The organism is Cellulomonas sp. WB94 (assembly GCF_003115775.1).
Taxonomy (GTDB): Bacteria; Actinomycetota; Actinomycetes; order Actinomycetales; family Cellulomonadaceae; genus Cellulomonas_A.
In genome coordinates this window covers 130577-155740 of sequence record NZ_QEES01000004.1, presented here as the reverse complement: position 1 = coordinate 155740, position 25164 = coordinate 130577, and the positions used below count along the sequence as shown (strand labels likewise).

Sequence of the window (25164 nt, the reverse complement as noted above, 5' to 3'; positions counted from 1 at the left end):
GTCCCCGTCCGAGCTTCGAGGAGTACGCGTGCAGTGCTGGACCGATCTGGCGGACGTGCCGAGCGGCTACGGTCCCTCGGTCGTGACGATCGGGAACTTCGACGGTGTGCACCGCGGGCACGTCGGGGTGCTGGAGCGCATGGTGAGGGACGCGCGGGCCGTGGACGCCCGAGCGGTCGCGGTGACGTTCTCCCCGCACCCCTCCCAGGTGCACCGGCCGGACACGGCGCCGCCGCTCCTGACCGGCGACGCCGACCGTCTCGAGCTGCTCGCCCAGACCGGCCTCGACGCCGTGCTCCTGCTCGAGTACACGCTCGACTTCGCTCGCCAGACGGCCGAGGAGTTCGTCGTGCGCTACCTCGTCGAGGGGCTCGCGGCCCGCACCGTGGTCGTGGGTCACGACGTGCGGTTCGGCCGGGACAACGCCGGTGACCTGACGACGATGATCGAGCTCGGCCGCACCCACGGGTTCACGGTCGAGGTCATCGACGACGTCGCCCCCTCCGGCGCTGTCGCGGAGCCCGCCCCGGGCGCCGCTCCGCACCGACGCTGGTCCTCGACGTGGGTCCGCGAGCTGCTCGAGGCCGGAGACGTGGCCGGGGCGGCCCGGGTCCTGGGTCGGCCGCACCGCATGCGTGGCATCGTCGTGCACGGCGACGCGCGCGGGCGCGAGCTCGGGTTCCCCACGGCCAACCTCGCGCAGGACGCGACGGGCATGGTGCCGGCGGACGGCGTGTACGCGGGCTGGCTGCGGCCGCTCCGGGCACCTGGCGACCCGGCCTCCGAGGCGTCGGACGTCCTGCCCGCCGCGATCTCGGTGGGCACCAACCCGACGTTCGAGGGCGTCCAGCGCCGGGTCGAGGCGTACGTCCTGGACCGCACCGACCTCGAGCTGTACGACCGGGAGGTCGTCCTCGAGTTCGGCGCCACCCTGCGCCCGACCGTGCGGTTCGACTCGATCGAGGAGCTCGTCGTGCAGATGCGCCTCGACGTGGAGCACGTCCGGGCCGCACTGGCGACCGCGCCGCCGCGGGCCTGAACGCTCCCCCCGGTCGGGTCGGGCCGGGGCGTCGTCCCTGGTAGCATCTAAGAGCCGTCAGATCGGCCGCGGAACGAGAGCGCTCGGGTGGACATGCCCCGGAGCACCGCGCAACGAGTACACCTGGAGAGCTGTGCCCCTCGAAAGTGCCGTCAAGCAGTCCATCATGACCGAGTTCGCCACCCACGAGGGTGACACCGGTTCTCCCGAGGTCCAGATCGCGATGCTCACGCAGCGCATCAAGGACCTCACCGAGCACCTCAAGGTCCACAAGCACGACCACCACAGCCGGCGCGGCCTGCTGCTGCTGGTCGGCCAGCGCCGTCGCCTCCTGGGTTACCTCCAGAAGGTTGACATCAACCGCTACCGCAGCTTGATCGAGCGGCTCGGCCTGCGCCGCTAGCTGTTCGCAACCAGCCCGGACCCGCACGGGTCCGGGCTGGTTCCACGCTGGGCCCGGCATCGTCGTCGGACCCGGCCGCACCACCGTGACACCACTCGCGCCGACCCGCCCGTCTGGTCCTCGGTAGTGGCATCCGGAGCTCTCGAGCTCCGAGCGCCTCGATCGAAGACCGTCGTGGTCAGGGCGACGCCTTCACAAAAGAGGAGGGCACCCATGGAGGGTCCCGAGATTCAGTTCGCCGAGGCAGTGATCGACAACGGTCGCTTCGGAACACGCACCGTCCGCTTCGAGACCGGCCGCATCGCGCGCCAGGCCGCCGGCTCGGCCGTCGCCTACCTGGACGGTGAGACGACGCTGCTGGCAGCGACGACCGCCGGGAAGCACCCGAAGGACCAGTTCGACTTCTTCCCCCTGACGATCGACGTCGAGGAGCGGCAGTACGCCGCGGGCAAGATCCCCGGCTCGTTCTTCCGCCGTGAGGGTCGCCCGTCCACCGAGGCGATCCTGGCGTGCCGCCTGGTCGACCGCCCGCTGCGCCCCCTGTTCGTCAAGGGCCTGCGCAACGAGGTCCAGGTCGTCATCACCGTCCTGACGATCCACCCGGACGACTCCTACGACGTCCTCGCCATCAACGCCGCGTCGATCTCGACGCAGCTGTCCGGCCTGCCGTTCTCGGGCCCTGTCGCCGGCGTGCGCGTCGCGTTGATCGACGGCCAGTGGGTCGCGTTCCCGCGCTACTCCGAGCGCGAGCGCGCGACGTTCGACATGGTCGTCGCCGGCCGCGTCGTCGGTGACGACGTCGCGATCGCGATGATCGAGGCCGAGGCCCCCGAGAAGTCGTGGAACCTCATCAAGTTCGAGGGTGCCACCGCGCCGACCGAGGAGGTCGTGTCGCAGGGCATCGAGGCCGCCAAGCCGTTCCTCCGTGTCCTGTGCGCCGCGCAGGCCGACCTGGCCGCGCGCGCCGCCAAGCCGACGCAGGCCTTCCCGGTGTTCCCCGAGTACCAGCCCGACGCCTACGCGGCTGTCGAGGCGGCAGTCGAGGGCCCGCTCGGTCAGGCGCTGTCGATCGCTGACAAGCAGGACCGCGAGAACCGCCTCGACGAGGTCAAGGCTGAGGTCCTGGCGTCGCTCGCCGACGTGTTCGCCGGTCGCGAGAAGGAGCTGTCCGCAGCCGTCCGCGCGGTCACCAAGAAGCTCATCCGCCAGCGCATCCTCACGGACGGCTTCCGGATCGACGGGCGCGGGCTGCGGGACATCCGCACGCTCTCGGCCGAGGTCGAGGTCCTGCCCCGCGTCCACGGCTCGGCGCTGTTCGAGCGTGGCGAGACCCAGATCCTCGGGGTCACGACGCTCAACATGCTCCGCATGGAGCAGCAGCTCGACACGCTCTCCCCGGAGACGCGCAAGCGCTACATGCACAACTACAACTTCCCGCCCTACTCGACGGGTGAGACGGGCCGCGTCGGCTCGCCGAAGCGCCGCGAGATCGGTCACGGGGCGCTCGCCGAGCGCGCGCTCCTGCCCGTCCTGCCGAGCCGCGAGGAGTTCCCCTACGCGATCCGCCAGGTCTCCGAGGCGCTCAGCTCGAACGGCTCGACGTCGATGGGCTCGGTCTGCGCCTCGACGCTCTCGCTGCTCAACGCCGGTGTGCCGCTGCGCGCAGCGGTCGCGGGCATCGCGATGGGTCTCGTCTCCGACACCGTGAACGGTGAGACCCGCTACGCGGCGCTCACCGACATCCTGGGTGCCGAGGACGCGTTCGGTGACATGGACTTCAAGGTCGCCGGCACGCGCGAGTTCGTCACGGCGATCCAGCTGGACACGAAGCTCAACGGCATCCCCGCCTCGGTCCTCGCCAGCGCGCTGACGCAGGCGAAGGAGGCGCGTCTCGCGATCCTCGACGTCATCAACGAGGCCATCGACACGCCCGACGAGATGAGCCCGTACGCGCCTCGCGTCATCACGGTGCAGGTCCCGGTCGACAAGATCGGCGAGGTCATCGGCCCGAAGGGCAAGATGATCAACCAGATCCAGGCTGAGACGGGCGCCGACATCTCGATCGAGGACGACGGCACCGTCTACATCGGCGCCACCGACGGACCGTCGGCCGAGGCTGCACGGGCCGCGATCAACGCCATCGCGAACCCGCACATGCCCGAGATCGGCGAGCGCTTCGTGGGCACCGTGGTCAAGACCACGACCTTCGGCGCGTTCGTGTCGCTCTCGCCGGGCAAGGACGGTCTGCTCCACATCTCGCAGATCCGCAAGCTCGTCGGCGGCAAGCGCGTGGACAACGTCGAGGACGTCCTCTCGGTGGGCCAGAAGGTCCAGGTCGAGATCGGCGAGATCGACCCGCGCGGCAAGCTGTCGCTGCACGCGGTCGTCGACGAGGCCGAGGGCGCTGCTGCCGCGGTCGACGCCGGAGCCGACGACTGACGTGCCCTTGGACCTCCCGCTCGTCGCGCCCGGTCAGCCGGGCAGCGAGCTGACCGCCGGGCAGGACGGCGGCGCACATGTGCGCCGTTCCGTCCTGCCCGGCGGGGTCCGCGTGCTCACGGAGCACATGCCCGGTCTGCGCTCGGCCACGGTCGGGGCGTGGGTCGGGGTCGGGTCACGGGACGAGAGCGACGGCCATCACGGCTCGACGCACTTCCTCGAGCACCTGCTGTTCAAGGGCACGACGCGGCGCACGGCGATGGACATCGCGGAGGCCTTCGACGAGGTCGGCGGCGAGGCCAACGCGGCGACCGGCAAGGAGCACACCTGCTACTACGCACGCGTGCTCGACACCGACCTGCCGATGGCGGTCGACGTCATCGCGGACATGGTCACGTCCGCGCGACTGGACGTCGACGAGCTCGAGACCGAGCGCGGTGTGATCCTCGAAGAGCTCGCGATGAACGACGACGACCCGAGCGACGTCGTCCATGAGCAGTTCGCGACCGCCGTCCTCGGAGCGCACCCGCTCGGACGGCCGATCGGCGGCACCCCGGACACGATCCGGGCCGTGCCGCGCTCCGCCGTCTGGGAGCACTACCGCGAGCACTACCGCTCCGCGGGCCTCGTCGTGACCGCGGCCGGCGGCGTCGACCACGACGCGCTGTGCAAGCAGGTCGCGACGGCCCTGGCCGACGGCGGCTGGGACCTCACGCCTGACGCGACGCCCCTCGGCAGGCGCGGGGCCGACGACGTCGAAGGTGGCATCCCCACCGCCGGCGTCGAGATGACGACGCACCGCGTCACCGAGCAGGCGAACGTCATCGTCGGCGGTACCGGCCTGACGGCGACCGACCCGCGGCGGTTCACGCTCTCCGTGCTGAACGCCGTCCTCGGCGGTGGGATGTCCTCCCGGCTGTTCCAGGAGATCCGGGAGAAGCGCGGGCTCGCGTACTCGACCTACTCGTTCGCGTCGGGCCACGCCGACACCGGGATCTTCGGGGTCTATGCCGGGTGCGCGCCGGGCAAGGTCGACCAGGTCACCGAGCTGCTCGTCTCCGAGTGGGAGCGCCTCGCCGACAGCGGGATCACCGACGGTGAGCTGCGACGGTCCATCGGGCAGCTCTCGGGCGGGCTCGTGCTCGGCATGGAGGACACCGGCTCGCGCATGAACCGGCTCGGCAAGGCCGAGCTCGTGCTCGGCGAGCTCATGTCGCTCGACGAGACGCTCGAGGCGGTCCAGTCGGTCACAGCGGCCGGGGTGCAGGAGCTCGCCGCCGAGCTCGCGTCGCGCCCGCGGTCGTTCGTGCGGATCGGGCCGTTCGGCGACTGACGCCGCGGGACGCTCGGGCCACCGGCCGTCAGGCCGTCCAGCTGGGAGCAGCTGTGATCTCGGGCGCGTCCGACGAGAGATCCGCGAGGGCTCGCGCGACGGGATACCAGCACGCGGCGCACGCCATGGCTCCGGCGGACAGCGCGCAGGCGAGCAGGAGCAGGTCGGAGCTGCCACCCGACCACATCGAGGCGATGGGGGCAGTCGTCGCGACCTGGGCCGCCAGCAGCGCCAGCGCCCCGACGCGGCCCGCGCCCGAGACGAGGGCCGCCGCGACGACCAGCAGGAGGAGTGAGCCGCCAGGCTCGACCGCTGCCGTCGGGAGCAGCGCCGCCTCCGCCGTGCCCCACCCGTAGGCCTCGGTCCCGACGAGCACCGCGACGGCGCCGAGCCACAGAGCGAGCGCAGGGACGCCGACTGCCAGGAGGGCGCGGCGGGCCGCTGGACGGCTCACACGGTCCGCACGCGTCGCATCGTTCGACTCTCGAGCCGCCCGCAGCGCCCACCACCGGGCACCCACGAGGGCGATCAGGACCACCACCGGAGCGAGCGCGGCGGGATCGGCCAGCGTGAGAGCCCAGCCGTCGACGGACCAGTCGATCGGCTGCGCCGGTCCGGGCCACGAGAGCGGGGAGACCAGGGGGCTCGCGGGCACGAACGCCAGTGAGCACTGGGCGCCGAGCGCCGCCGCGCCGACGACGACGGGAAGCCACGGGCGTCCGGTGCGTGCCTGGTGTGCGGTGGCGACCCAGCAGACGGCCACCCAGGCCAGAACGGTCAGCGTCCAGCCGAGCGACGTCCGCAGGCTGTCGCTCGCGAGGACCGGTGGCATCGGAGCGAGGACGAGCGGCGACCCGTCCGGCGCCGTCAGGTGGGGGACCTCCCACGCCGCGCGTGCCGAGGACTCCGAGGCGTGGACCAGAGCCCACGACGCGGTCGCGACGCCGAGCACGAGCACCGCGACCCCTGCCGCGGGGTGCCGCGCCGATGTCGCGAATGTCGCAGTGCTCATGGTGGCTCCATCGGCGGCCGTGGGGTCGGCCTTGAGGCGACCCGCGGTGGGAGCGGCCCGAGGCCCGCCTCCGACCGGCGCGACGCGTTCGACTAGGGTGGCTCTCCGTGAGCGAGCAGATCAAGGTTGCTGTCCTGGGTGCCGCCGGACGCATGGGTGCGACCGTTGTCGAGGCGGTCCGCGCGGCATCCGACCTGGAGGTCGTGGCCACGGTCGACGCGGGCGACGACCTGTCCCTGCTGACCGATGCCGGAGCCCAGGTGGCCGTCGACTTCACCGTTCCGTCCGCGACCGAGGGCAACGTCCACGCCCTCATCGATGCCGGCATCCATGTCGTGGTCGGAACCACGGGCTGGACCGAGGACTCGCTCGGGCGGGTGCGCGACCACCTCGCGGACCGCCCGGGGGTCGGCGTGGTGATCGCGCCGAACTTCGCGCTCGGGGCTGTGCTCGCGATGACGTTCGCGGCGCGGGCGGCGTGCTACTTCGAGTCGGTCGAGGTGATCGAGCTGCACCACCCGGACAAGGTCGACGCGCCGTCCGGCACAGCCCGGCACACGGCGGCCGCGATCGCCGCGGCGCGTGCGCAGGCGGGCGTGGGGCCGAGCCCGGATGCGACGACCACGGCGCTCGACGGGGCGCGGGGCGCGGACGTGGACGGCATCCGGGTGCACTCGGTGCGGTTGCGCGGGCTCGTCGCGCACGAGGAGATCCTTCTCGGCAACCCGGGCGAGCTGCTGACCATCAAGCACGACTCGTTCGATCGCGTGAGCTTCATGCCTGGCGTGCTGCATGCGGTGCGCCGCGTCGGTGCGCGGCCGGGGCTGACGGTCGGGCTCGAGCACCTGCTCGACCTCGGATGACGGCCATGACGTCGACTCTCCGCTCACGGCTGCCCCATGCCTCGCTCATCGGCGCGGTCGCGCTGACGGCGTTGCTGGGCCTGTACCTGTGGCTCGTCGCCGATCGCGCGGTCGCGCTGCTGGGTACCGCGGAGCCCGTCGGGATCGTGCTGGGCGCGGGCGTGCTCCTGCTCCCGCTGCTCGGAGTCTGGTCGATCGTGCGCGAGTGGCGCCTGGCCGTCGACGTGCAGCGCATGGCCGACGAGCTCGCCGCCGTCGGCGCCCTGCAGGTCGACGACCTGCCGCGCTCGCCGGGCGGCCGGATCGACCGCGCCGCGGCAGGGGCCCAGTTCGAGACGAGCCGCGCCGAGATCGAGGCCGCCCCGGAGGACTGGGGCTCCTGGTATCGACTCGCGTTCGCGTACGACGCCGCGGGGGACCGGCGTCGGGCGCGCGAGTCCCTGCGCACGGCTTCACGGCTGCACCGCGCCGCCTGAGCGGTCAGATCGCGGCGGACCAGCGGTGCTCGGCCACCTGACGCTCCGTGCCGTCGGCCATCGTGCCGCTCGCCAGGGTCCGGATCGCGTCGTCGGCTCCGAGCCCGGCCGAGGCCAGGAACTGCGCGCGCGCGGAGTCCCCGTCGAGCACCCAGGTCTGCACGTGGTCGGCACCGTCCTCGCGCATGAGGTCGACCGCGGCCGCGAGCAGCCGCGAGCCGTGCCCGGCGCGCTGCGCCCTGGGGGCGACCTCGAGCGCGAGGATCTCGCCCCCGGGTGCGTCGAGCGGCGAGTCCTCCGGCGCCGGGAGCGGGCCGACCGCGACGAAGCCGACGACGTCTGCTCCCTCGCACGCGACGAGCACGCGGTGGCCCCGCGTCGGTGGCGACGTGATCGCGACCGCCCAGCGTTCGGCGAACACCGCACCGTCGAGCTCCGCCAGGGCGGTCTCGCCGAGCGAGACCCGGTGCGCGTCGCGCCACGCGGCGAGCTGCGTGGCAGCGATCGCGAGCTCGTCTCCGGGAACGGCGGGGCGGACCGAGACGTCGGCCTGCTCGCTGAAGAGCGCCATCAGGGACCGACCAGGGCGCTGGGGCCCGTGGCGGGGCTCCGGCCGGGCAGTCTGCAGCAGGTGGCCAACGGGACCTCCGGGAGTGGTCGACGGGCGACGACGGGCGCCGCACGGTGGGGCGGCGTGGTGAACGTCGAGGCTAGCAACCCGGGCCGCACCGAGGCTCCGCGGCAACGTCGCACGGGCCGGTCCTCAGGGCATCCCCAGTGCGCGCAGGACCGCCGCCGTCGCCGCGGCGACGATCACCACGACGATGAACGGCGCGCGCAGCGCGAGCGCGATCGCGGCGACGACGACCGCGGGCAGCCGGGCGTCCACCACGAGGGAGTGACCGGAAGTGAATGTCTGCACGCCCACGAGCGCAGCCCGGCGAGGACGAACGGTGTCAGGCCGAGGGCGACGACGATGGCGAGCCCTGCCGCCGTCTGCGTGACACGGGTGCCGAGGCGGGGCCACACCAGTCCGAGGAACGCCGCGGCCGCGGCCGCATCCAGCCCGTAGCGCCGCGGGTCGCCGAGGGCGTCGCCGAGCAGCGCACCGACGAGCGTGAAGACGTTCCAGAGCACGAAGACCCCGATGCCGGTCCACCAGAACCCGGCGCGCGACGCGGCCCGGTCGTGCTGCGCGGCGGCGACGGCGGTCGACTCGTCGATCGTCAGCTGCGCGGCGACGGGCCGCCGCCAGCCGTGGGCGCCCAGCAGGGGAGCGACCTGCGGACCGTACAGGCCGTTCCGGGTGCCGAGCAGCCCCGCGGTCGCGACAGCGGCGACGGCGCCGCCCGGGCCGAGCACGCCGATGAAGGCGAACTGCGAGCCCCCCGAGAACATCAGGAGGCTGAGGGCTGCGGTCTGCGGGAGGTCGAGGCCGGCGGCGACCGCGAGCGCCCCGAACGACACGCCGTACAGGCCCGTCGCGAGCGAGACCGACACGGCCTGGCGGATCGCCTCCCGGACCGCGGGGCTGCGATCGGGGCTCACGTCGACACTGTCGCACACCGCCCTGGCGGCGCGGCGGCGCGGTCCACGCCGGGCGGGCCCCTCCGCGTCCTACAACGCGACGTACACGGTCTCGAGGTACTCCTCGATCCCTGCCTCGCCACCCTCACGTCCCAGCCCCGAGGACTTCACGCCTCCGAAGGGCGCGCTCGCGTCCGAGACCATGCCCCGGTTGATGCCGAGCATCCCCGTCTCGACGCTCTCGACGAGGCGCATGACACGCCCGACGTCCCGCGTGTACGCGTAGGCCACGAGCCCGAACTCGGTGCCGTTCGCGAGCGCGACGGCCTCGCCCTCGGTCGCGAAGGTCATGACGGGGGCGACCGGGCCGAACACCTCCTCGGTGACCACGAGGTCGTCGGGGGACACGTTCTCGAGCACGGTGGGCGCGTAGAAGTACCCCGCACCCCGCGGGCGGTGGCCGCCCGACCGCACACGGGCGCCACCGTCGACCGCGGCGGCGACCGCGGCCGCGACACGCTCGACGGCGGCCGCCTCGATCAGCGGGCCCGCCGTCGTGCCGGGCGTCGCGCCGTGGCCCATGACCAGACGGTCGAACGCGGCGGTGAGCCCGTCCGTGAACTCGGCGGCGACAGACTCGTGCACGAGGAAGCGGTTCGCCGCGACGCACGTCTGCCCGGAGTTCCGCATCTTCGCTGCGAGCGCGCCCTCGACGGCGGCGGGGATGTCCGCGTCGTCGAACACCAGGAAGGGCGCGTTGCCCCCGAGCTCCATCGACGTGCGCAGGACACTCTGCGCGGCACTGCGCAGCAGGATCCTGCCGACCTCCGTCGAGCCGGTGAACGACAGCTTGCGCAGTCGCGGGTCGGCGAGCAGCGGCGTCGTCAGAGCGCCGGCGGACGAGCTCGGCAGGATGCCGAGGACGCCGGCCGGCAGTCCGCGCGCCTCGAGCTCGGCGCGCACCATCTCGGCGACGTAGGCGGTGGTCAGCGGGGCGAGCTGGGCCGGCTTGACGATGACGGGGCAGCCGGCCGCGAGCGCGGGCGCCATCTTGCGCGCGATCATCGCGATCGGGAAGTTCCACGGGGTGATCAGCAGCGCGGGGCCGACCGGCCGGCGCAGGACGAGCTGGTGAGCGCCACCGGCGGGTGCCCGGCGCGCGAGCCCGTCGAGCCGTACGGCCTGCTCGGAGTACCACCGCACGTAGTCGGCCGCGTAGGCGACCTCGGCGCGAGACTCCGCGAGGGGCTTGCCCCCTTCGGCGGTGACGAGGGCGGCGAGGTCCTCGGCGTGGGCTCGCATCTCCTCGAACACCGCGCGCAACAGCTCGGCGCGGGCGCGGGGCGAGACCGCCCGCCACTCCTCGCGTGCGGAGTCAGCCGCCGTGAGCGCCGCCAGGGCGTCCTCGGGTCCGGCGTCGGCGACCTCGAACAGCACCTGGGTGGTCGCCGGGTCCGCCACCTCGAACCTGCGGCCGGACGCGGCGGGGCGCCACACGCCGTCGATGAGCAGCTCCGTCGGGACATGGGCCGCGACGGTCGGGGGGAGCGTGGGCGTCGACATGTGCCCAGTGTCGACCTGGGCCCGCGGTCGCGCCAGGCGCCTGCCTTTAGGATGACCGCCATGACGACTGCGGCGGGTGCACCGGTCCCGACCCCGTACGAGGACCTCCTGCGGCTGGTCCTCGAGACCGGAACCCCCAAGTCCGACCGGACGGGCACAGGGACCAGGAGCCTGTTCGGCCACCAGCTGCGCTACGACCTGTCGGCGGGGTTCCCGCTCGTCACGACCAAGCGCGTGCACCTCAAGTCGATCGTCTACGAGCTGCTCTGGTTCCTGCGCGGAGACTCCAACGTCGCGTGGCTGCGCGAGCACGGCGTGAAGATCTGGGACGAGTGGGCCGACGAGAATGGCGAGCTCGGACCGGTCTACGGCGTGCAGTGGCGGTCGTGGCCGACGCCCGACGGCCGGCACGTCGACCAGATCGCGCAGGTCATCGAGGCGATCCGTCGTGATCCGGACTCGCGTCGCCACATCGTCTCGGCCTGGAACGTCGGCGAGATCCCGTCGATGGCGCTCGCGCCCTGCCACACGATGTTCCAGTTCTACGTCGCGGACGGCCGGCTCTCCTGCCAGCTCTACCAGCGCTCGGCCGACATGTTCCTCGGGGTGCCGTTCAACATCGCGTCCTACGCCCTGCTCACCCACATGGTGGCGCAGCAGACAGGTCTCGAGGTCGGGGACTTCGTGTGGACCGGCGGCGACTGCCACATCTACGACAACCACGTCGCCCAGGTGCGTGAGCAGCTTGCGCGAGCCCCGTACCCGTACCCGACGCTGTCGCTGCGCACGGCGCCGTCGATCGACGAGTACGCGTTCGAGGACGTCGAGGTCGTCGGGTACCAGCACCACCCGACCATCACCGCCCCGATCGCGGTCTGACGGGTCGCGCGATGAGCCTCGCACTCGTGTGGGCGCAGACGCCCGACGGCGTCATCGGCCGCGACGGCGCGCTGCCGTGGAGCGTCCCGGAGGACCTGGTGCACTTCCGGGCGCTGACGTCCGGTCACCCCGTCGTCATGGGACGCGCGACGTGGGAGTCCCTCCCGCCGCGCTTCCGGCCGCTGCCAGGTCGCGAGAACATCATCCTGTCCCGGACGCCGGGGTACGACGCCGACGGCGCCCAGGTCGTGACGACGATGGCCGCCGCGCTCGAGCTGGTCGCAGGTCGAGAGGCCTGGGTGATCGGCGGTGGCGCCGTCTATGAGGCCGCCATCGGGCACGCCGACAGGCTCGAGGTCACCGAGATCGACGACATGGTTGCGGGCGACACCTACGCCCCCGTGATCGACGCGGGCTGGGCGCTGGCCGCGCGCGAGCCCGCAGCCGGCTGGCACACGTCGGTCACGACCGGGGTGCGCTACCGGTTCTGCTCGTACCGGCGCGCGCTCCCAGCCCCAGGCGCGGACCGGCCGGAGCCGTCCGGCCGGTAGACCCCGCCCTCCTGCGCCCGGCACCCCAGCGGCCCGCAGACCGCGGACGGTGGGTGCCGGGCGCCGCCGGTGTCAGACGAGGTGCGGCTTGACGTCCGTCGTGTAGATGTCGGTCAGCTGAGCCTTGACCTCGGTGAGCACCGTCTTGGCGTCCTCGTTCTGGGTCACGACCCGCCCGAAGCCGTCGGCGATCACCTTGTCACCCCCGGGCAGGAAGGCGCGCGCGAAGTCCTGGGTACGGACCACGGCGATCTGGTCGATCGCCGTCTGGATCTGCGGGGCGCCGGCGACGAGGGTGCTGACGTCCGCCGAGGTGCGGGTCGGGATGTAGCCGGTGGCGGCCGAGAACGTGACGGCGTTGTCGGGCTGCGTGAGGAACTTCAGGAAGGACGCGGCGGCGAGCTGCTCCTCGGGCGTGATGTCCTTGGGGATGCCGAGCCCGGCGCCGCCGGAGGGGCAGACGGGCTCGGTCGCGGCCGGACCGCCGGGCAGGAAGCCGACACCGACGTCGAAGCTCGCGGCCTTGAGGATCCCGACGAGGCTCCCGGTCGAGCTGACGGTCGCGCTGACCGCACCCGAGGACAGGTCGGCCGCCTGGTCGTTGGCCGTGACACCGGCCCACTTGTCGTCCTGCACGCCCTTGCGGACCCACTCGAGCGCCTCGACGACCGGGTCGGCGTCGATCGTGATGTCCCACTCGTCGCTGTACGACCCACCCTGACCCCACGCGTTGTTCTGGAACGTCCAGCCTGCGTAGCCGGCGATCGCGGGGTACTGGAACGCGTTCTGGGCCCCGGTCGAGGCGCCTTTGAGCTTCGGTGCCCAGTCGCCGAACTCCTGCCACGTCTTCGGGGAGCGGTCCGGCAGGCCCGCGGCGGCCCAGTGGGCCTTGTTGTAGTAGAAGAGTGGCGTCGACCGCGCGTACGGGACGGCCCACTGCTGGCCGTCGAACTGGTAGTCCGCGAAGAAGCTCGGCCGGAAGTCGGTCGTGTCGATGTCCACCGCCGCGAGCAGCGAGTCCAGCGGGATGACCGAGTCGTTGAGGAAGTAGCGGAACCACCACACGTCGGAGAAGATCACGAGCCCCGGCAGGCCGCCGCCGGCGAGGGCCGTCTGGAACCGCTGCGCGACCTCCTCGTAGTTCTTGCCGGCGGTCACGAGGGTGACCTTGGTGTCGGACTGGGCGGCGTTGTACGCGTCGACGAGCTTCTGCTCGGTCTCCTGCGAGCCGCCCGGGTGGTTCGACCAGAAGCTGATCTCCTTGGCGGGCTTGACCCCGGCCCAGTCGGCGGCGCTCGCGGACGGGGTGGACGACGATCCGGCGGATGCGGTCGACGGCCCGGCGCACGCGGCGAGCGCGAGCGCACCGGCGCCGGCGGCCGACAGGCTGAGGAACGACCGGCGGTCCAGGGCGAGGTCGGGCACGTGCAGCCCACCGGGCGTGCGGGCGTTGCGGGACTGCGGGCGCGGACGGAAGAGGGCAGGGGACATGACGGTTTCCTCTCGGACGGGTGATGCGGGGGAGGGTGACGCAGGGGAGGTGGACGAGCGGGGCCGAGGGTCAGCCGGTGACGGCGCCCTGGGTGAGACCGGCGACGACCCACCGCTGGAGGGCGGCGAACACGAGCAGGATCGGGACGATGACGACGACGGTCCCCGCCATCAGCACGCCCCACGCGGCGGACCCGGACTCGCTGTTCTGCAGCAGCGTGAGCCCGACCGGAAGGGTCATGTAGCGCGGGTTGTCGGTGATGATCAGAGGCCAGAGGTACTCGTTCCACTCGAACACGATGCTGATCAGCGCGACGGTCGCGATCGAGGGAGCGGAGATCGGGGCGACGACGCTCACGAGCCGGCGCAGGTGACCCGCCCCGTCGATCTCGGCGGCCTCGACGATCGAGCGGGGCAGCGAGAGGAACTGCTGGCGCAGCAGGAACGTCCCGAAAGCCGTCCCGAGGCCGGGCAGGACGATGCCCCAGAGCGTGTTGCGGCCGCCGAGCTGGGCGATCAGCGTGTAGTTCGGCACGAGGGCGATGTGCGGCGGCACCATGAGCGCGACGAGCACGAGGGTGAACACGAGCCGCTTCGCCGGGAACCGGATGAAGACGAGCGCGTAGGCGGTCAGGAGCGCGAGGACGACCTTCGTGCCGGCGCCGACCGCCGTCACGATCGCGCTGTTGAGGAACAGGCGGCCGAACGACACGGTGCGCGCCGCCTCGACGTAGTTGCCCGGGTAGGCGGTCGACGACAACCACTGGATCGGCAGGTGCACGATCTCGCCGGGCCGCTTGAACGACGAGAGCGCCATCCAGGCCAGCGGGAGCACGACGGCGACCGTGGCGACCGCGACCGGGAGGTAGCCGCCGAGTAGTGAGCGCAGCCACGAGGGTCGACGGTCGGGCCGGAGGATGGCGGCGGGGACGGCGACTCGCCCGGTGACGTCCGGAGCGTGGATGGTCGTGGTCACGAGTAGTGGACCCTCCGCTCGAGGAAGCGCATCTGCAGCACCGTGACGACCAGGAGGATTGCGAACAGGATCGTCGCGATGGCCGCGGAGTACCCGGCGCGGCCGTTGACGAACGCCTCGACGTACACCTGGTACATCAGCGTCGTCGTGCCGTCGATCGGCCCGCCCTTCGTCATCACGTGGATGAGGTCGAACGACTGGAGCGAGCTCAGCGTCGTGGTGATGAGCAGGAAGAACGTCGTCGGCGACAGCAGCGGGAGGGTGATGTGCGTGAACCGGCGCAGCGTCCCGGCGCCGTCGAGCGCGGCGGCGTCCAGCAGGTCCTGCGGCACCGACTGCAGCGCCGCGAGATAGACGACCGCGGCATACCCGAGGTTCTTCCAGACGTAGACGATGACCACCATCACCAGGGCCCAGTGGCGGTCGAGGTACCAGTCCGGCCCGGTCGCTCCCCACCAGCGCAGCACCGCGGACAGGGCGCCGTACATCGGGTCGAAGATGAAGAGCCAGACGAGCCCCACGCCGACGCCGGAGAGCACGTACGGCGCGAAGATGATCGAGCGCGCCGCCGTCCGCCCCTTGACGCGTTGGTTGAGGGCGGTCGCCAGCAGGAGCCCGAGCACCAGCGTCCCGCCGACCGTGGCCAGGGTGAACACGCCCGTGACCCGCAGGACCTCCCAGCTGCGGGGGTCAGCGAACCACCTGGTGTAGTTGCCCAGCCCGACGACCGTTGCGGTGCGTGAGCCGAGGTTCCAGCTGAGCGTCGAGTACTGGATGTTCAGGAGCAGCGGTCGGTAGGTGAACAGCGCGATCATGAGCAGGTTCGGACCGGCGAACGCGAGGAACGTGAGGTACTCGCGTCGGCGCGGGTGGCGGCGCCGTGGCGCGGCCTCGACGACGGTCATCCGCGCCTGCCGGCGAGGATCCCGCGCACAGGTCCGACGCGGTCCGCGATGATCGCTCGTAGCGGCCCGACGCGGTCGGTCATGACGGCGTCGACGCCCAGGTCGAGGGCCAGGGTGAGCTCAGCGTCGGTGTTGGGCGTCCAGCAGCAGGTCCGGATGCCGAACGTGGCCATCGCGTCGACGGTCGCGGGAGCCAGGAGCCGGTAGTACGGGTTGTAGTACTGCGGGCGGAGCTGGGCGAGCAGGCGCACGTCCGGCAGCGCCAGGCCCGCGTCGTTGAAGTAGATCGTCGCGCCCGCGGAGGCCTCGCGGAGCTCGAGGAGCCCCTCGGTCGACCCGCAGAACGCCGTGCCGTCGGCGCGCGCGCCCCGGACGACGCGGAGGGCCGGCAGCGCCGCCACGGGATGCTTCTGGTCGAGCACGAGCGGCACGCCGGCGCCTGTCGCGATGTCGAGGAGCTCTGCCAGGCGGGGGACGCGCAGGTCGCCCTCGCCCAGCAGGGCGATCTCCGGCCAGGTCAGTGCCGCGACGGGCCGAGGGTCGTCCCACAGCCGCGCGAACGTGTCGTCGTGGACCACGACGACGGTGCCGTCGGCCGCTAGCTGGACATCGACCTCGATCGCGTCCGCCCCCTGCTCGATCGCCGCGACCACGGCCGCCACCGTGTTCTCGCGGTGGGCGACGGGGTCGCCGCGGTGGGCGATGGCGAGCGGATGGACGGCTGCGAGCACGAACGGCCTCCGGACGATGTGGGCGTCAGCGGACCTGTGCGTCCGCCACGGCCGATCTCACACCTCTCGGGAGGTCCCGCCCGCAGGTCGGGGGCAGATTCGTCAGGAGTTCACGAGGTGTTCGATGCGGCGTCCCCGGCCCGCCGCCGGGCCGACCCACCAGCCACCTCCCGGACACGTCCCGCGAGATCCGGGTCGGGGCGCACCCGCGCGTCCTGCGGGACGAGTGCGTCCTCGCTCGCGCCGGGACGGTAGTTTGGCCCCATGCCTCGCGCCACCTCGCCCGCACGCCCCTTCGGCGCCGTGCTCACGGCGATGGTCACCCCGATGACCGCCCACGGCGAGGTCGACCTCGACGCGGCCGTGCGGCTCGCGACGCACCTCGTCGACAACGGTCATGACGGGCTCGTGCTCAACGGGACGACGGGCGAGGCCCCGACCACCCACGCTCCCGAGAAGGCTGCGCTCATCGAGGCGGTCGTCGGCGCCGTGGGTGAGCGCGCGTGGGTCCTCGCGGGAGCGGGCTCCAACGACACGGCACACGCCGTCCGGATGGCCGAGCAGGCCGCTGCGGCCGGCGCGCACGGGCTGCTCGTCGTGAGCCCGTACTACTCGCGCCCCTCGCAGGACGGCGTCTACCGCCACATCCGGTCCGTCGCGGACTCGACCGAGCTGCCGGTGATGCTCTACGACGTCCCCGGGCGCTCGGGGGTGCGGATCGCTCCGGCGACCGTCGCACGGCTCGCCGAGCACGACCGGGTCGTCGCGGTGAAGGACGCCTCGGGCGACCTGTACGGCGCGGCGAGCTCGATGGCCCGGACCGGGCTGGCCTGGTACAGCGGCGACGACTCGGCCTACCTCGCGCTGCTCGCGCACGGCGCCGCGGGTGTCGTGAGCGTCGTCGGGCACGTCGCCGGGCGCAGGCTCGCCGAGCTCACCGCAGCGTTCGACGCGGGCGACCACGCGCAGGCTCTGCAGATCTTCCTCTCGATCGTCCCTGCGATCGACGCGCTCAACGGCGCAGGTTTTCAGGCGGTCTTCGCCAAGGCGGCCGTCGAGGCGCTAGGCCTCATCCCCAACCGACACATGCGGCTGCCGTATCTGGCCGCGTCGGACGACGACGTGGTCACGCTGCGCGCCGGTCTGCGCGCCGCCGGTCTGCTGGACGTCGTCTCGAGCTAGACCTGGAGAGTTCATGAGCCATCCCCATCCCGAGCTGACCCTCCCCCCCGTCCTGGCGGAGGGCGCGCTGCGCGTCGTCGCCCTCGGCGGGCTCGGCGAGATCGGGCGCAACATGGCGGTCCTCGAGTACGCCGGTCGGCTGCTCGTCATCGACTGCGGCGTGCTGTTCCCTGAGGACAACCAGCCCGGCGTCGACCTGATCCTGCCCGACTTCGACTACATCAAGGACCGCCTCGACGACATCGAGGCGGTCATCCTCACGCACGGCCATGAGGACCACATCGGCGCCGTCCCGTACCTGCTGAGACTGCGCGCGGACATCCCGCTCGTGGGGTCGCAGCTGACGCTCGCGTTCGTCGAGGCCAAGCTCAAGGAGCACCGCATCACGCCGGTGACCCTCGCGGTGAAGGAGGGCCAGACCGAGCAGCTCGGCGCGTTCGGCTGCGAGTTCGTCGCGGTCAACCACTCGATCCCGGACGCCCTCGCGGTCGCCGTCACGACCGGCGCGGGGACGGTGCTGCACACGGGCGACTTCAAGATGGACCAGCTTCCGCTCGACGGCCGCGTCACCGACCTGCGCGCGTTCGCCCGGCTCGGCACCGCCGGGGTGGACCTGTTCATGGTCGACTCGACCAACGCCGAGGTGCCCGGGTTCCTCGCATCGGAGCGGGAGATCGGCCCCGTCCTCGACACGGTCTTCGCCGACTCCCCGCAGCGCATCGTCGTCGCCTCGTTCGCCTCCCACGTGCACCGCGTGCAGCAGGTGCTCGATGCCGCCCACCGGCACGGGCGCCGCGTCGCCTTCGTCGGCCGGTCCATGGTCCGCAACATGACGATCGCCGCCGACCTCGGCTACCTCACGGTCCCCGACGGCGTGCTCATCGACCAGAAGAAGCTCGACACGCTGCCCGACGACGAGATCGTGCTCATGTGCACCGGATCTCAGGGCGAGCCGATGGCCGCCTTGTCCCGCATCGCGAACAACGACCACAAGATCGCGGTGGGCCCCGGTGACACCGTGATCCTCGCGTCCTCCCTGATCCCCGGCAACGAGAACGCCGTCTACCGGGTCATCAACGGCCTGACGCGGCTCGGAGCGCGCGTCGTCCACTCCGGCAACGCGAAGGTGCATGTCTCCGGGCACGCGAGCGCCGGCGAGCTGCTGTACGTCTACAACATCCTGAAGCCGCGCAACGTCATGCCCGTGCACGGCGAGGTGCGCCATCTCGTGGCCAACGGCGCGATCGCCGTCGCGACCGGGGTGCCCGCGGAGCGCGTCGTGCTGGCAGAGGACGGGGTCGTCATCGACCTCATCGACGGCAAGGCCAGCGTCGTCGGCGTCGTGCCCTGCGGCTACGTCTACGTCGACGGGTCGAGCGTCGGGGAGCTGACCGACGCTGAGCTCAAGGACCGGGTCATCCTCAGCGAGGAGGGCTTCCTCTCGATCTTCGTGGTCGTCAGCTCGGCCGACGGCACGGTGCTCGTCGGTCCGCAGATCCACGCCCGGGGGTTCGCCGAGGACGACGCGGTGTTCGGCGACATCCTCCCCGAGCTCACCGCAGCGCTCGAGGAGGCCGCACGCGCGGGGACGTCCGACACGCACCAGCTGCAGCAGGTGGTGCGGCGGGTCGTCGGGCGCTGGGCGTCGAACCGGCTGCGCCGCCGCCCGATGATCATCCCGGTCGTCGTCGAGGCCTGACCTCTCGACAGGCCCGGTATCCCCTCGCGTTCAGCTCGGCGAGGGGGTGCCGGCGAGCGGGAGGTCGACGAGCTCGTCCGCCGCCGGGCGATGACGCGACGAGGCCGCGGCCGATCCGCCGACGATGAGCGCACCGCCGACGGCGACGGCGGCCGTGACGGGCTCGGACAGCACGAGCGCGCCGAGGGTCACGGCGACCAGGGGGTTCAGGTACGCGACGAGCGTGGAACGTGCCGCGCCGACCTCGGTGATCAGGGTGAAGAAGAGCACGAAGGCGAGCGCCGTGCACACGACCCCGAGCACGGCCAGAGACGCGATGGCCGGCGCACCGGGCATCGGGTGCGGACCCGACAGTGCGACGACAGGCACGTACACGAGCGCCGCGACGGACAGGCACGCGGCAGTGAGCGCGACCGGTGGGACGCCCTGCAGCGCGCGGTCCGCGATGATCGGCGCGATCGCGTAGCCGAGCGCGGCGAGCAGCACCTGCACGATGGGCCACGTGTGCCCGGGTGACGAGCCGAGTCCGGTGAGGAGTGCCACGCCGGCCAGCCCGACGACGAGGCCGAACCATCGCACGGGGGCCACCGGCCGGCGATCCCCGACGAGCCGCCCGAGCACCACGGCGAACACGGGCACCGTCGCGACCAGCAGACCGGTCGTCGAGCTCGCGAGGGTCACCTCGGCGTTCGACAGGAGGAACCACGGCCCGACGATCTCGAGCGCGGCGAAGGCAAGCAACGGTCGCCACCGACCGCGCAGGGCACCCAGACCGCCCTGGCGCGCAGCGAACGGGATCAGGACGACCGCTCCGATCGCGGTCCGGGCGAGCACGAGGGTCGCAGGCGACACCTCGGCGACGGCAACCTTGATGAGCAGGTACGGGACGCCCCAGATGAAGCCCATGACGCCGAGCAGGAGCCAGCCGCGCCGCGTCATCGGGCCGCCTCGCCCGTGACTGGCGGCGCACCCGTGACTGGCGGCGCACCCACCGCGGCCATTGCGCGCTTCACAGCTCGACCCACCTGCGTCACCTTTCCACCCGCCACCGACATCCTGATCGCGTGGCGTGCGCCCGCAGGGCACCACGATCCCACGCCCGTCGCGGGGCCCGGACCGACACGCACCGCTCGGGCTCCCCGCCCTGGCGCACCTCGCCCGCTACCGTGAGGACCATGGCGACCCGCACGTCTTCCCCGACCCCCCGCGCGAGCGCGAGCGGTTCGGCGTCGGCGCACCGGCCCGCTCCCCGCGCGAACGCCTCCAAGCAGGGCGGCTCGTCGCGGCCCTCAGGTCGGGCCGCGACCCCCCAGCCGCCCCGACGTCCGGCCCTCCCGCTGCGGATCGTCCGGGGCGTGTGGATGGGCGTCGCTCACGTCATCGGCGGCACGGCACGACGCGTCGGGCGCGGCGCGCGCGACCTGGACCCGGCGCACCGCCGCGACGGCATCGCCTTCGCGCTGCTCGGACTGGTCATCGTCGTGGCGGCCCGCGAGTGGTGGGGGTTGTCCGGGACGGCGGGTGACCTCGTCCACAACGTCGTCGCGGGCACGTTCGGGCGGGTCGGGGTCGTGGTTCCCGTCGTGCTCCTCGGGCTGGCGATCCGGCTCATGCGGCACCCAGAGCTGGGGCACGCGAACTCGCGCATCGGGATCGGCCTGTCGGCGATCACGCTCGCGGTCTGCGCCCTCGTGCACGTGTCCGCGGGGGCCCCCGATCCAGCCGACGGTTTCGGCCCGGTCCGCGACGCGGGCGGCGTGGTCGGCTACCTGCTCGGCACGCCGCTGGAGACGATGCTCACCGTGTACGTCGCGGTGCCGCTCCTGGTCCTGCTCGCCTTCTTCGGCCTGCTCGTCGTCACGGCGACCCCCGTGAACCAGGTGCTGCCCCGCCTGCGCGCGGGCTACGACCACCTCACGGGCAACCGTCGGGTCGAGGTCGAGCCCCAGGACGCACCGCTCGTCATCAACGCCGGCCACAGCGCCGTGCCCGAGATCGAGGCGCCACCGAAGCGGCGCAGGCTCCTGGCACGCAAGGCCCGGGGTGCGGCCACCGACCTCTCCGATGCCGCGCTTCTCGACGGGTACGACGGCGACGAGGCGTTCGAGCGTGCCGCCCTGGTGGCGGCGGACGCAGCCGACGCGGCAGCGGAGCCGGCCCCGGACACCGTCCCGACGGCCGTGCTCGAGGCCGGGGGAGCCTCGGCGGCCGCAACCCGCAGCGCCGCCAAGTCGCTCACGGCACCGGCCACGACCGGCGTCCCGCGCGGCGAGCAGCAGATGCTCGGCGGCGACGTGCTCTACGAGCTGCCGCCCGAGGACCTCCTGGTCAAGGGCCCGCCCCACAAGGTGCGCTCGGCGGCCAACGACCGCGTCGTCGAGGCCCTCACGACGGTGCTCGAGCAGTTCGAGGTCGACGCCCAGGTCACGGGATTCACCCGCGGACCGACGGTCACGCGGTACGAGGTCGAGCTCGGCCCGGCGGTCAAGGTCGAGCGCGTCACGGCCCTGTCACGCAACATCGCCTATGCGGTGGCGAGCGCCGACGTCCGGATCCTGTCGCCGATCCCGGGGAAGTCCGCGATCGGCATCGAGATCCCCAACACCGACCGCGAGATCGTCTCGCTCGGCGACGTCCTGCGCTCGAGCGCCGCGCGTCGGACCGAGCACCCGATGATCGTCGGCGTCGGCAAGGACGTGGAGGGTGGCTACGTCACCGCGAACCTCGCCAAGATGCCGCACCTGCTCGTCGCGGGTGCGACCGGCGCGGGCAAGTCCGGCTTCGTCAACGCGATGATCGTCTCGATCCTCATGCGCTCGACCCCGGACGAGGTCCGGATGGTGCTCGTCGACCCGAAGCGCGTCGAGCTCACGGTCTACGAGGGCATCCCGCACCTCATCACTCCCATCATCACCAACCCGAAGAAGGCCGCCGAGGCCCTCGAGTGGGTGGTCCGTGAGATGGAGGCCCGGTACGACGACCTGGCGATGTTCGGGTTCAAGCACATCGACGACTTCAACGCCGCGGTGCGGTCCGGCAAGGTCAAGCCGCTCGCCGGCTCCGAGCGCAAGATCGCCACGTACCCGTACCTGCTGGTGATCGTCGACGAGCTCGCCGACCTGATGATGGTGGCGCCCCGCGACGTCGAGGCGTCGATCCAGCGCATCACCCAGCTCGCGCGAGCTGCCGGGATCCACCTCGTGCTCGCGACGCAGCGACCGAGCGTCGACGTCGTGACCGGCCTGATCAAGGCCAACGTGCCGTCCCGCCTGGCCTTCGCGACGTCGTCGCTCACCGACTCGCGCGTCGTGCTCGACCAGCCCGGGGCCGAGAAGCTCATCGGCCAGGGTGACGCCCTGTTCCTGCCGATGGGCGCGGCCAAGCCGATGCGTACGCAGGGTGCCTGGGTCACGGAGAGCGAGATCCGCGCGGTCGTCGAGTTCGTCAAGCGGCAGCACAAGCCGAACTACCGTACCGACATCGTCCAGACGGTCGTCAAGAAGCAGGTCGACGACGACATCGGCGACGACCTCGACCTGCTGCTGCAGGCCGCGGAGCTCGTCGTCACGAGCCAGTTCGGCTCGACGTCGATGCTCCAGCGCAAGCTGCGGGTGGGGTTCGCCAAGGCAGGTCGGCTGATGGACCTCCTCGAGTCGCGGGAGATCGTCGGGCCGTCCGAGGGCTCCAAGGCGCGCGACGTGCTCGTGCTGGCCGACGACCTGCCCGCGACCCTCGCCCTGCTGCGCGGGGACCATGTCGGCACCGACGACACCGACGACGACGTGCTGCCTGGCATGCCGCCCGTCGCCCAGGACTACTACGACGACCTCGAATCGGAGGAGAGCGCCGACCCCTGGTCGGGCGACCGCCGGTGAACAGCGACCTGCTCGAGCCGTGGGGCGCGGTGAGCGCCGTCGTGGCGGTCGTGGCGATCTCCGCGCTCGTCGCCGTGCTCGTGCTGCTCGGACGCGAGCGGGGCCAGGTGCACCGCGCGCGGGAGCTGCTGGTCCTGGCGCGCGAGCTCCGGCACCGCTACGACGCGCTCCAGTCCGTCACGAAGGAGGGCGTGCTCGTCCTCTCGCTCTCCGGCCGCGTGATCGACATCAGCGAGCGGGCGGCCGCGATCCTCGGCGTCGACGCGCGCACCACCGTCGGCAAGGCGATCACCGACCTTCCCGTGGTCGTGGTCAACGAGCAGGGGCTGTCGATGAACCCGGCCGCGGTCCTCAGCCACCGGTACGGCACCTCGGGTGCGGGGTACTCCGTGGACTCTCAGCTCGTGGGGATCGTCCTGCCGGGCCAACGCGGCACCCAGGCCCGAATGGTCCAGGTCGCGACCCAGCTGGTCCCCGCCGGTGACGGGACCGCGCCCGCCGTCCTGACGACGCTCGTGGACGTGACGGGTCGCCGCGAGGTCGAGGCCGCGCTCGAGCGCAGTGAGATGCAGTTCCGCGTCGCGATGGAGAACGCACCGATCGGCATGGCCCTCGTCGACCTCGACTGGCGGATCGTCGAGGTCAACGTCGCGTTCGCCGAGCTGCTCGGCACCACCGTGGAGGCCCTGCGGTGGTACGACCTGGGTGCGCTGTCGCAGCCTGACGAGCGGGAGGCCGAGCGCGCGGACGTCGACCGGCTGCTCGCGGGGGAGCAGCACAGGTTCTCCCGCGAGAAGCGCTACCAGCGCGCCGACGGTCACCTCGTGTGGGCGGTGCTCGACGTCGCCCTCGTCCGAGGACCGTCCGGCGACGCGGACCACTTCGTCGTCCAGGTCCGCGACAGCACGGAGTCACGCCTGCAGGCCGAGATGCTCACGCACCGGGCGATGCACGACCCGTTGACGGGTCTCGCCAACCGCACGTTGCTCCAGGAGGTCCTGCAGTCCGTCCTCGAGCAGCCCGGTGTCGTAGACCGTGTCGCGGTGCTGGCGTGTGACCTCGACGGTTTCAAGGCCATCAACGACCGTTACGGCCACGCAGCGGGCGACGAGGTGCTGGTCCACGTCGCGGGCGTGCTGCGTGCCGCGACCGCCGGGCGCGGCACCGTCGCCCGACTCGGCGGGGACGAGTTCGTCGTCGTCGTCCAGGATCCCGACGCTGCCAAGGCCGTGTTCGACATCGCCGCGTCGATCCTGGCGATGCTGGCTGAGCCCGCCCGCGTCCAACGGCGCCGGCTCACCGTGAACGCGTCCATCGGGATCGCGCTGGCCGACCCTGACGCGATCGCGGGAGGCGCGCCCGCACTCCTGGCCGCGGCGGACGCGGCGCTGTACCGCGCGAAGGCCGCCGGACGGGGTCGGACCGAGGTCTACGACGCGTCGATGGCCGTCCAGGGCGCCGCGGGCAGCCTGCAGGCCGAGCTCGCCGACGCCATGGCGAAGAACCAGCTCGTCCTGCACTACCAGCCGATCGTCGACCTGTCGGACGGCCGGGTGATGGGGCATGAGGCGCTCGTGCGCTGGCAGCACCCGGACCGCGGCCTGCTGCTGCCCGGCTCGTTCCTGGGCAGCGTCCAGGAGGTCGGCCTCGCCGGTGCCCTCGGGACGTTCGTCGCGACCGAGGCCGCCGGCTACCTCGCCCGGTGCGCCGACCAGAGCCGATGGGTCTCGATCAACGTCTCGGCCGACCAGCTGGGTGACGGAGAGTTCGCCGCCCGCCTGCTCGCCGAGATCTCCCGTCATCGGCTCGCACCGGGCCGCCTCGTGGTCGAGCTGACCGAGACGACGCTGGTGGCCTCGGGCACCCGCATCCGCCACGAGCTGACCCAGCTGAGCGCCGCGGGCGTCCCCATCCTGCTGGACGACTTCGGGACGGGCATCTCGCCGTTGTCCTACCTGCGGGACCTGCCGGTCAACGGCGTCAAGCTCGACATGTCCTTCACGTCCGGGATACCGGACGACCCGGTCGCTGCGAAGGTCACCCGGGCTCTGGGTGCGCTCGCGCGCGAGCTCGCGATGGTCACCATCGCTGAGGGCATCGAGAGCGAGGAGCAGGCCGCGTACCTGCACCGCAACGGCTGGCGGTACGGGCAGGGCTGGCTGTTCGGCAGCGCGCAGCCGGAGGGTGCGGCCGCAGGGGCTGCCGCACGCGGGTGACCGC

Annotated in this window: 22 protein-coding genes; 12 read left to right on the top strand and 10 right to left on the bottom strand. The window is 72.3% G+C overall.

From position 1 onward, the window contains the following. Positions 1-28: 28 nt before the first annotated feature. The 4 genes from DDP54_RS15340 (at position 29) to DDP54_RS15325 (ending at position 5214) form a co-directional block, all read left to right on the top strand. A complete protein-coding gene (locus tag DDP54_RS15340) occupies positions 29-1039 on the top strand; it encodes a bifunctional riboflavin kinase/FAD synthetase (protein WP_109132863.1) in 1011 nt (336 codons plus the stop codon). A gap of 133 nt (positions 1040-1172) precedes the next feature. Next, complete coding sequence (rpsO, locus tag DDP54_RS15335) at positions 1173-1442, top strand: 30S ribosomal protein S15 (protein ID WP_109132862.1); 270 nt, start codon at positions 1173-1175, stop codon at positions 1440-1442. A 213-nt stretch (positions 1443-1655) separates the two neighbouring features. Beyond that, positions 1656-3881, top strand: coding sequence for a polyribonucleotide nucleotidyltransferase (locus tag DDP54_RS15330; RefSeq protein ID WP_109132861.1), 2226 nt, complete (start codon positions 1656-1658; stop codon positions 3879-3881). Position 3882: 1 nt separating this feature from the next. Continuing rightward, a complete protein-coding gene (locus tag DDP54_RS15325) occupies positions 3883-5214 on the top strand; it encodes a pitrilysin family protein (RefSeq protein WP_109132860.1) in 1332 nt (443 codons plus the stop codon). 28 nt (positions 5215-5242) lie between these two features. On the opposite strand, the gene DDP54_RS15320 is transcribed toward DDP54_RS15325, so the two are convergent. Next, a complete protein-coding gene (locus tag DDP54_RS15320) occupies positions 5243-6226 on the bottom strand; it encodes a hypothetical protein (protein ID WP_109132859.1) in 984 nt (327 codons plus the stop codon). A gap of 107 nt (positions 6227-6333) precedes the next feature. Here DDP54_RS15320 and dapB point away from each other — a divergent pair, with 107 nt between their 5' ends. Beyond that, positions 6334-7089 carry a 4-hydroxy-tetrahydrodipicolinate reductase gene (dapB, locus tag DDP54_RS15315; protein WP_109132858.1) on the top strand — a complete coding sequence of 252 codons (756 nt, stop codon included), beginning with the start codon at positions 6334-6336 and terminating at the stop codon, positions 7087-7089. Between the two features lie 5 nt (positions 7090-7094). After that, a complete protein-coding gene (locus DDP54_RS15310) occupies positions 7095-7565 on the top strand; it encodes a hypothetical protein (RefSeq protein WP_109132888.1) in 471 nt (156 codons plus the stop codon). A 4-nt stretch (positions 7566-7569) separates the two neighbouring features. On the opposite strand, the gene DDP54_RS15305 is transcribed toward DDP54_RS15310, so the two are convergent. The 3 genes from DDP54_RS15305 to DDP54_RS15295 all read right to left on the bottom strand — a co-directional run bounded on the left by DDP54_RS15305 (position 7570) and on the right by DDP54_RS15295 (position 10655). Further along, positions 7570-8136 (bottom strand): GNAT family N-acetyltransferase, encoded by a 567-nt coding sequence (locus DDP54_RS15305; protein ID WP_109132857.1) that lies wholly within the window; start codon positions 8134-8136, stop codon positions 7570-7572. A 242-nt stretch (positions 8137-8378) separates the two neighbouring features. Continuing rightward, on the bottom strand, positions 8379-9113 hold the full coding sequence (locus DDP54_RS15300) for an AzlC family ABC transporter permease (protein ID WP_242448518.1): 735 nt from the start codon (positions 9111-9113) through the stop codon (positions 8379-8381). 69 nt (positions 9114-9182) lie between these two features. Beyond that, positions 9183-10655 carry an NAD-dependent succinate-semialdehyde dehydrogenase gene (locus DDP54_RS15295; RefSeq protein WP_109132855.1) on the bottom strand — a complete coding sequence of 491 codons (1473 nt, stop codon included), beginning with the start codon at positions 10653-10655 and terminating at the stop codon, positions 9183-9185. Between the two features lie 60 nt (positions 10656-10715). On the opposite strand from DDP54_RS15295, the gene DDP54_RS15290 reads away from it, so the two are divergent. Beyond that, positions 10716-11534, top strand: coding sequence for a thymidylate synthase (locus DDP54_RS15290; RefSeq protein WP_109132854.1), 819 nt, complete (start codon positions 10716-10718; stop codon positions 11532-11534). A gap of 11 nt (positions 11535-11545) precedes the next feature. Then, positions 11546-12085 carry a dihydrofolate reductase gene (locus DDP54_RS15285; protein ID WP_109132853.1) on the top strand — a complete coding sequence of 180 codons (540 nt, stop codon included), beginning with the start codon at positions 11546-11548 and terminating at the stop codon, positions 12083-12085. A gap of 72 nt (positions 12086-12157) precedes the next feature. On the opposite strand, the gene DDP54_RS15280 is transcribed toward DDP54_RS15285, so the two are convergent. The 5 genes from DDP54_RS15280 to DDP54_RS18230 all read right to left on the bottom strand — a co-directional run bounded on the left by DDP54_RS15280 (position 12158) and on the right by DDP54_RS18230 (position 16454). After that, the gene (locus DDP54_RS15280) at positions 12158-13576 is read right to left on the bottom strand and encodes an ABC transporter substrate-binding protein (RefSeq protein ID WP_109132852.1); all 1419 of its coding nucleotides are present in this window, start codon (positions 13574-13576) and stop codon (positions 12158-12160) included. Between the two features lie 70 nt (positions 13577-13646). Next, positions 13647-14495 carry a carbohydrate ABC transporter permease gene (locus DDP54_RS15275; protein WP_242448523.1) on the bottom strand — a complete coding sequence of 283 codons (849 nt, stop codon included), beginning with the start codon at positions 14493-14495 and terminating at the stop codon, positions 13647-13649. 53 nt (positions 14496-14548) lie between these two features. After that, positions 14549-15457: a sugar ABC transporter permease gene (locus DDP54_RS15270; RefSeq protein WP_109132851.1), complete on the bottom strand. Its 909-nt coding sequence runs from the start codon at positions 15455-15457 to the stop codon at positions 14549-14551. Continuing rightward, on the bottom strand, positions 15454-16188 hold the full coding sequence (locus DDP54_RS15265) for a glycerophosphodiester phosphodiesterase (RefSeq protein WP_109132850.1): 735 nt from the start codon (positions 16186-16188) through the stop codon (positions 15454-15456). The genes DDP54_RS15270 and DDP54_RS15265 overlap by 4 nt, the downstream gene beginning before the upstream one ends. 110 nt (positions 16189-16298) lie before the next feature. Beyond that, positions 16299-16454: a hypothetical protein gene (locus DDP54_RS18230; protein WP_158274540.1), complete on the bottom strand. Its 156-nt coding sequence runs from the start codon at positions 16452-16454 to the stop codon at positions 16299-16301. On the opposite strand from DDP54_RS18230, the gene dapA reads away from it, so the two are divergent. Together dapA and DDP54_RS15255 are read left to right on the top strand one after the other, a co-directional pair. Continuing rightward, a complete protein-coding gene (dapA, locus tag DDP54_RS15260) occupies positions 16453-17370 on the top strand; it encodes a 4-hydroxy-tetrahydrodipicolinate synthase (protein WP_109132849.1) in 918 nt (305 codons plus the stop codon). The two genes, DDP54_RS18230 and dapA, sit on opposite strands and share 2 nt — an antisense overlap. A gap of 13 nt (positions 17371-17383) precedes the next feature. After that, complete coding sequence (locus DDP54_RS15255; RefSeq protein WP_109132848.1) at positions 17384-19069, top strand: ribonuclease J; 1686 nt, start codon at positions 17384-17386, stop codon at positions 19067-19069. 30 nt (positions 19070-19099) lie between these two features. Here DDP54_RS15255 and DDP54_RS15250 read toward each other — a convergent pair whose 3' ends face one another. Continuing rightward, positions 19100-20008, bottom strand: a complete 909-nt coding sequence (locus tag DDP54_RS15250) for a DMT family transporter (RefSeq protein WP_109132847.1) — start codon at positions 20006-20008, stop codon at positions 19100-19102. Positions 20009-20244: 236 nt separating this feature from the next. Here DDP54_RS15250 and DDP54_RS15245 point away from each other — a divergent pair, with 236 nt between their 5' ends. After that, positions 20245-22944 (top strand): DNA translocase FtsK, encoded by a 2700-nt coding sequence (locus tag DDP54_RS15245; protein ID WP_109132846.1) that lies wholly within the window; start codon positions 20245-20247, stop codon positions 22942-22944. Beyond that, positions 22941-25160, top strand: a complete 2220-nt coding sequence (locus DDP54_RS15240) for an EAL domain-containing protein (RefSeq protein ID WP_109132845.1) — start codon at positions 22941-22943, stop codon at positions 25158-25160. Before DDP54_RS15245 ends, DDP54_RS15240 begins: the two co-directional genes overlap by 4 nt. The last annotated feature ends 4 nt before the right edge of the window (positions 25161-25164 follow it).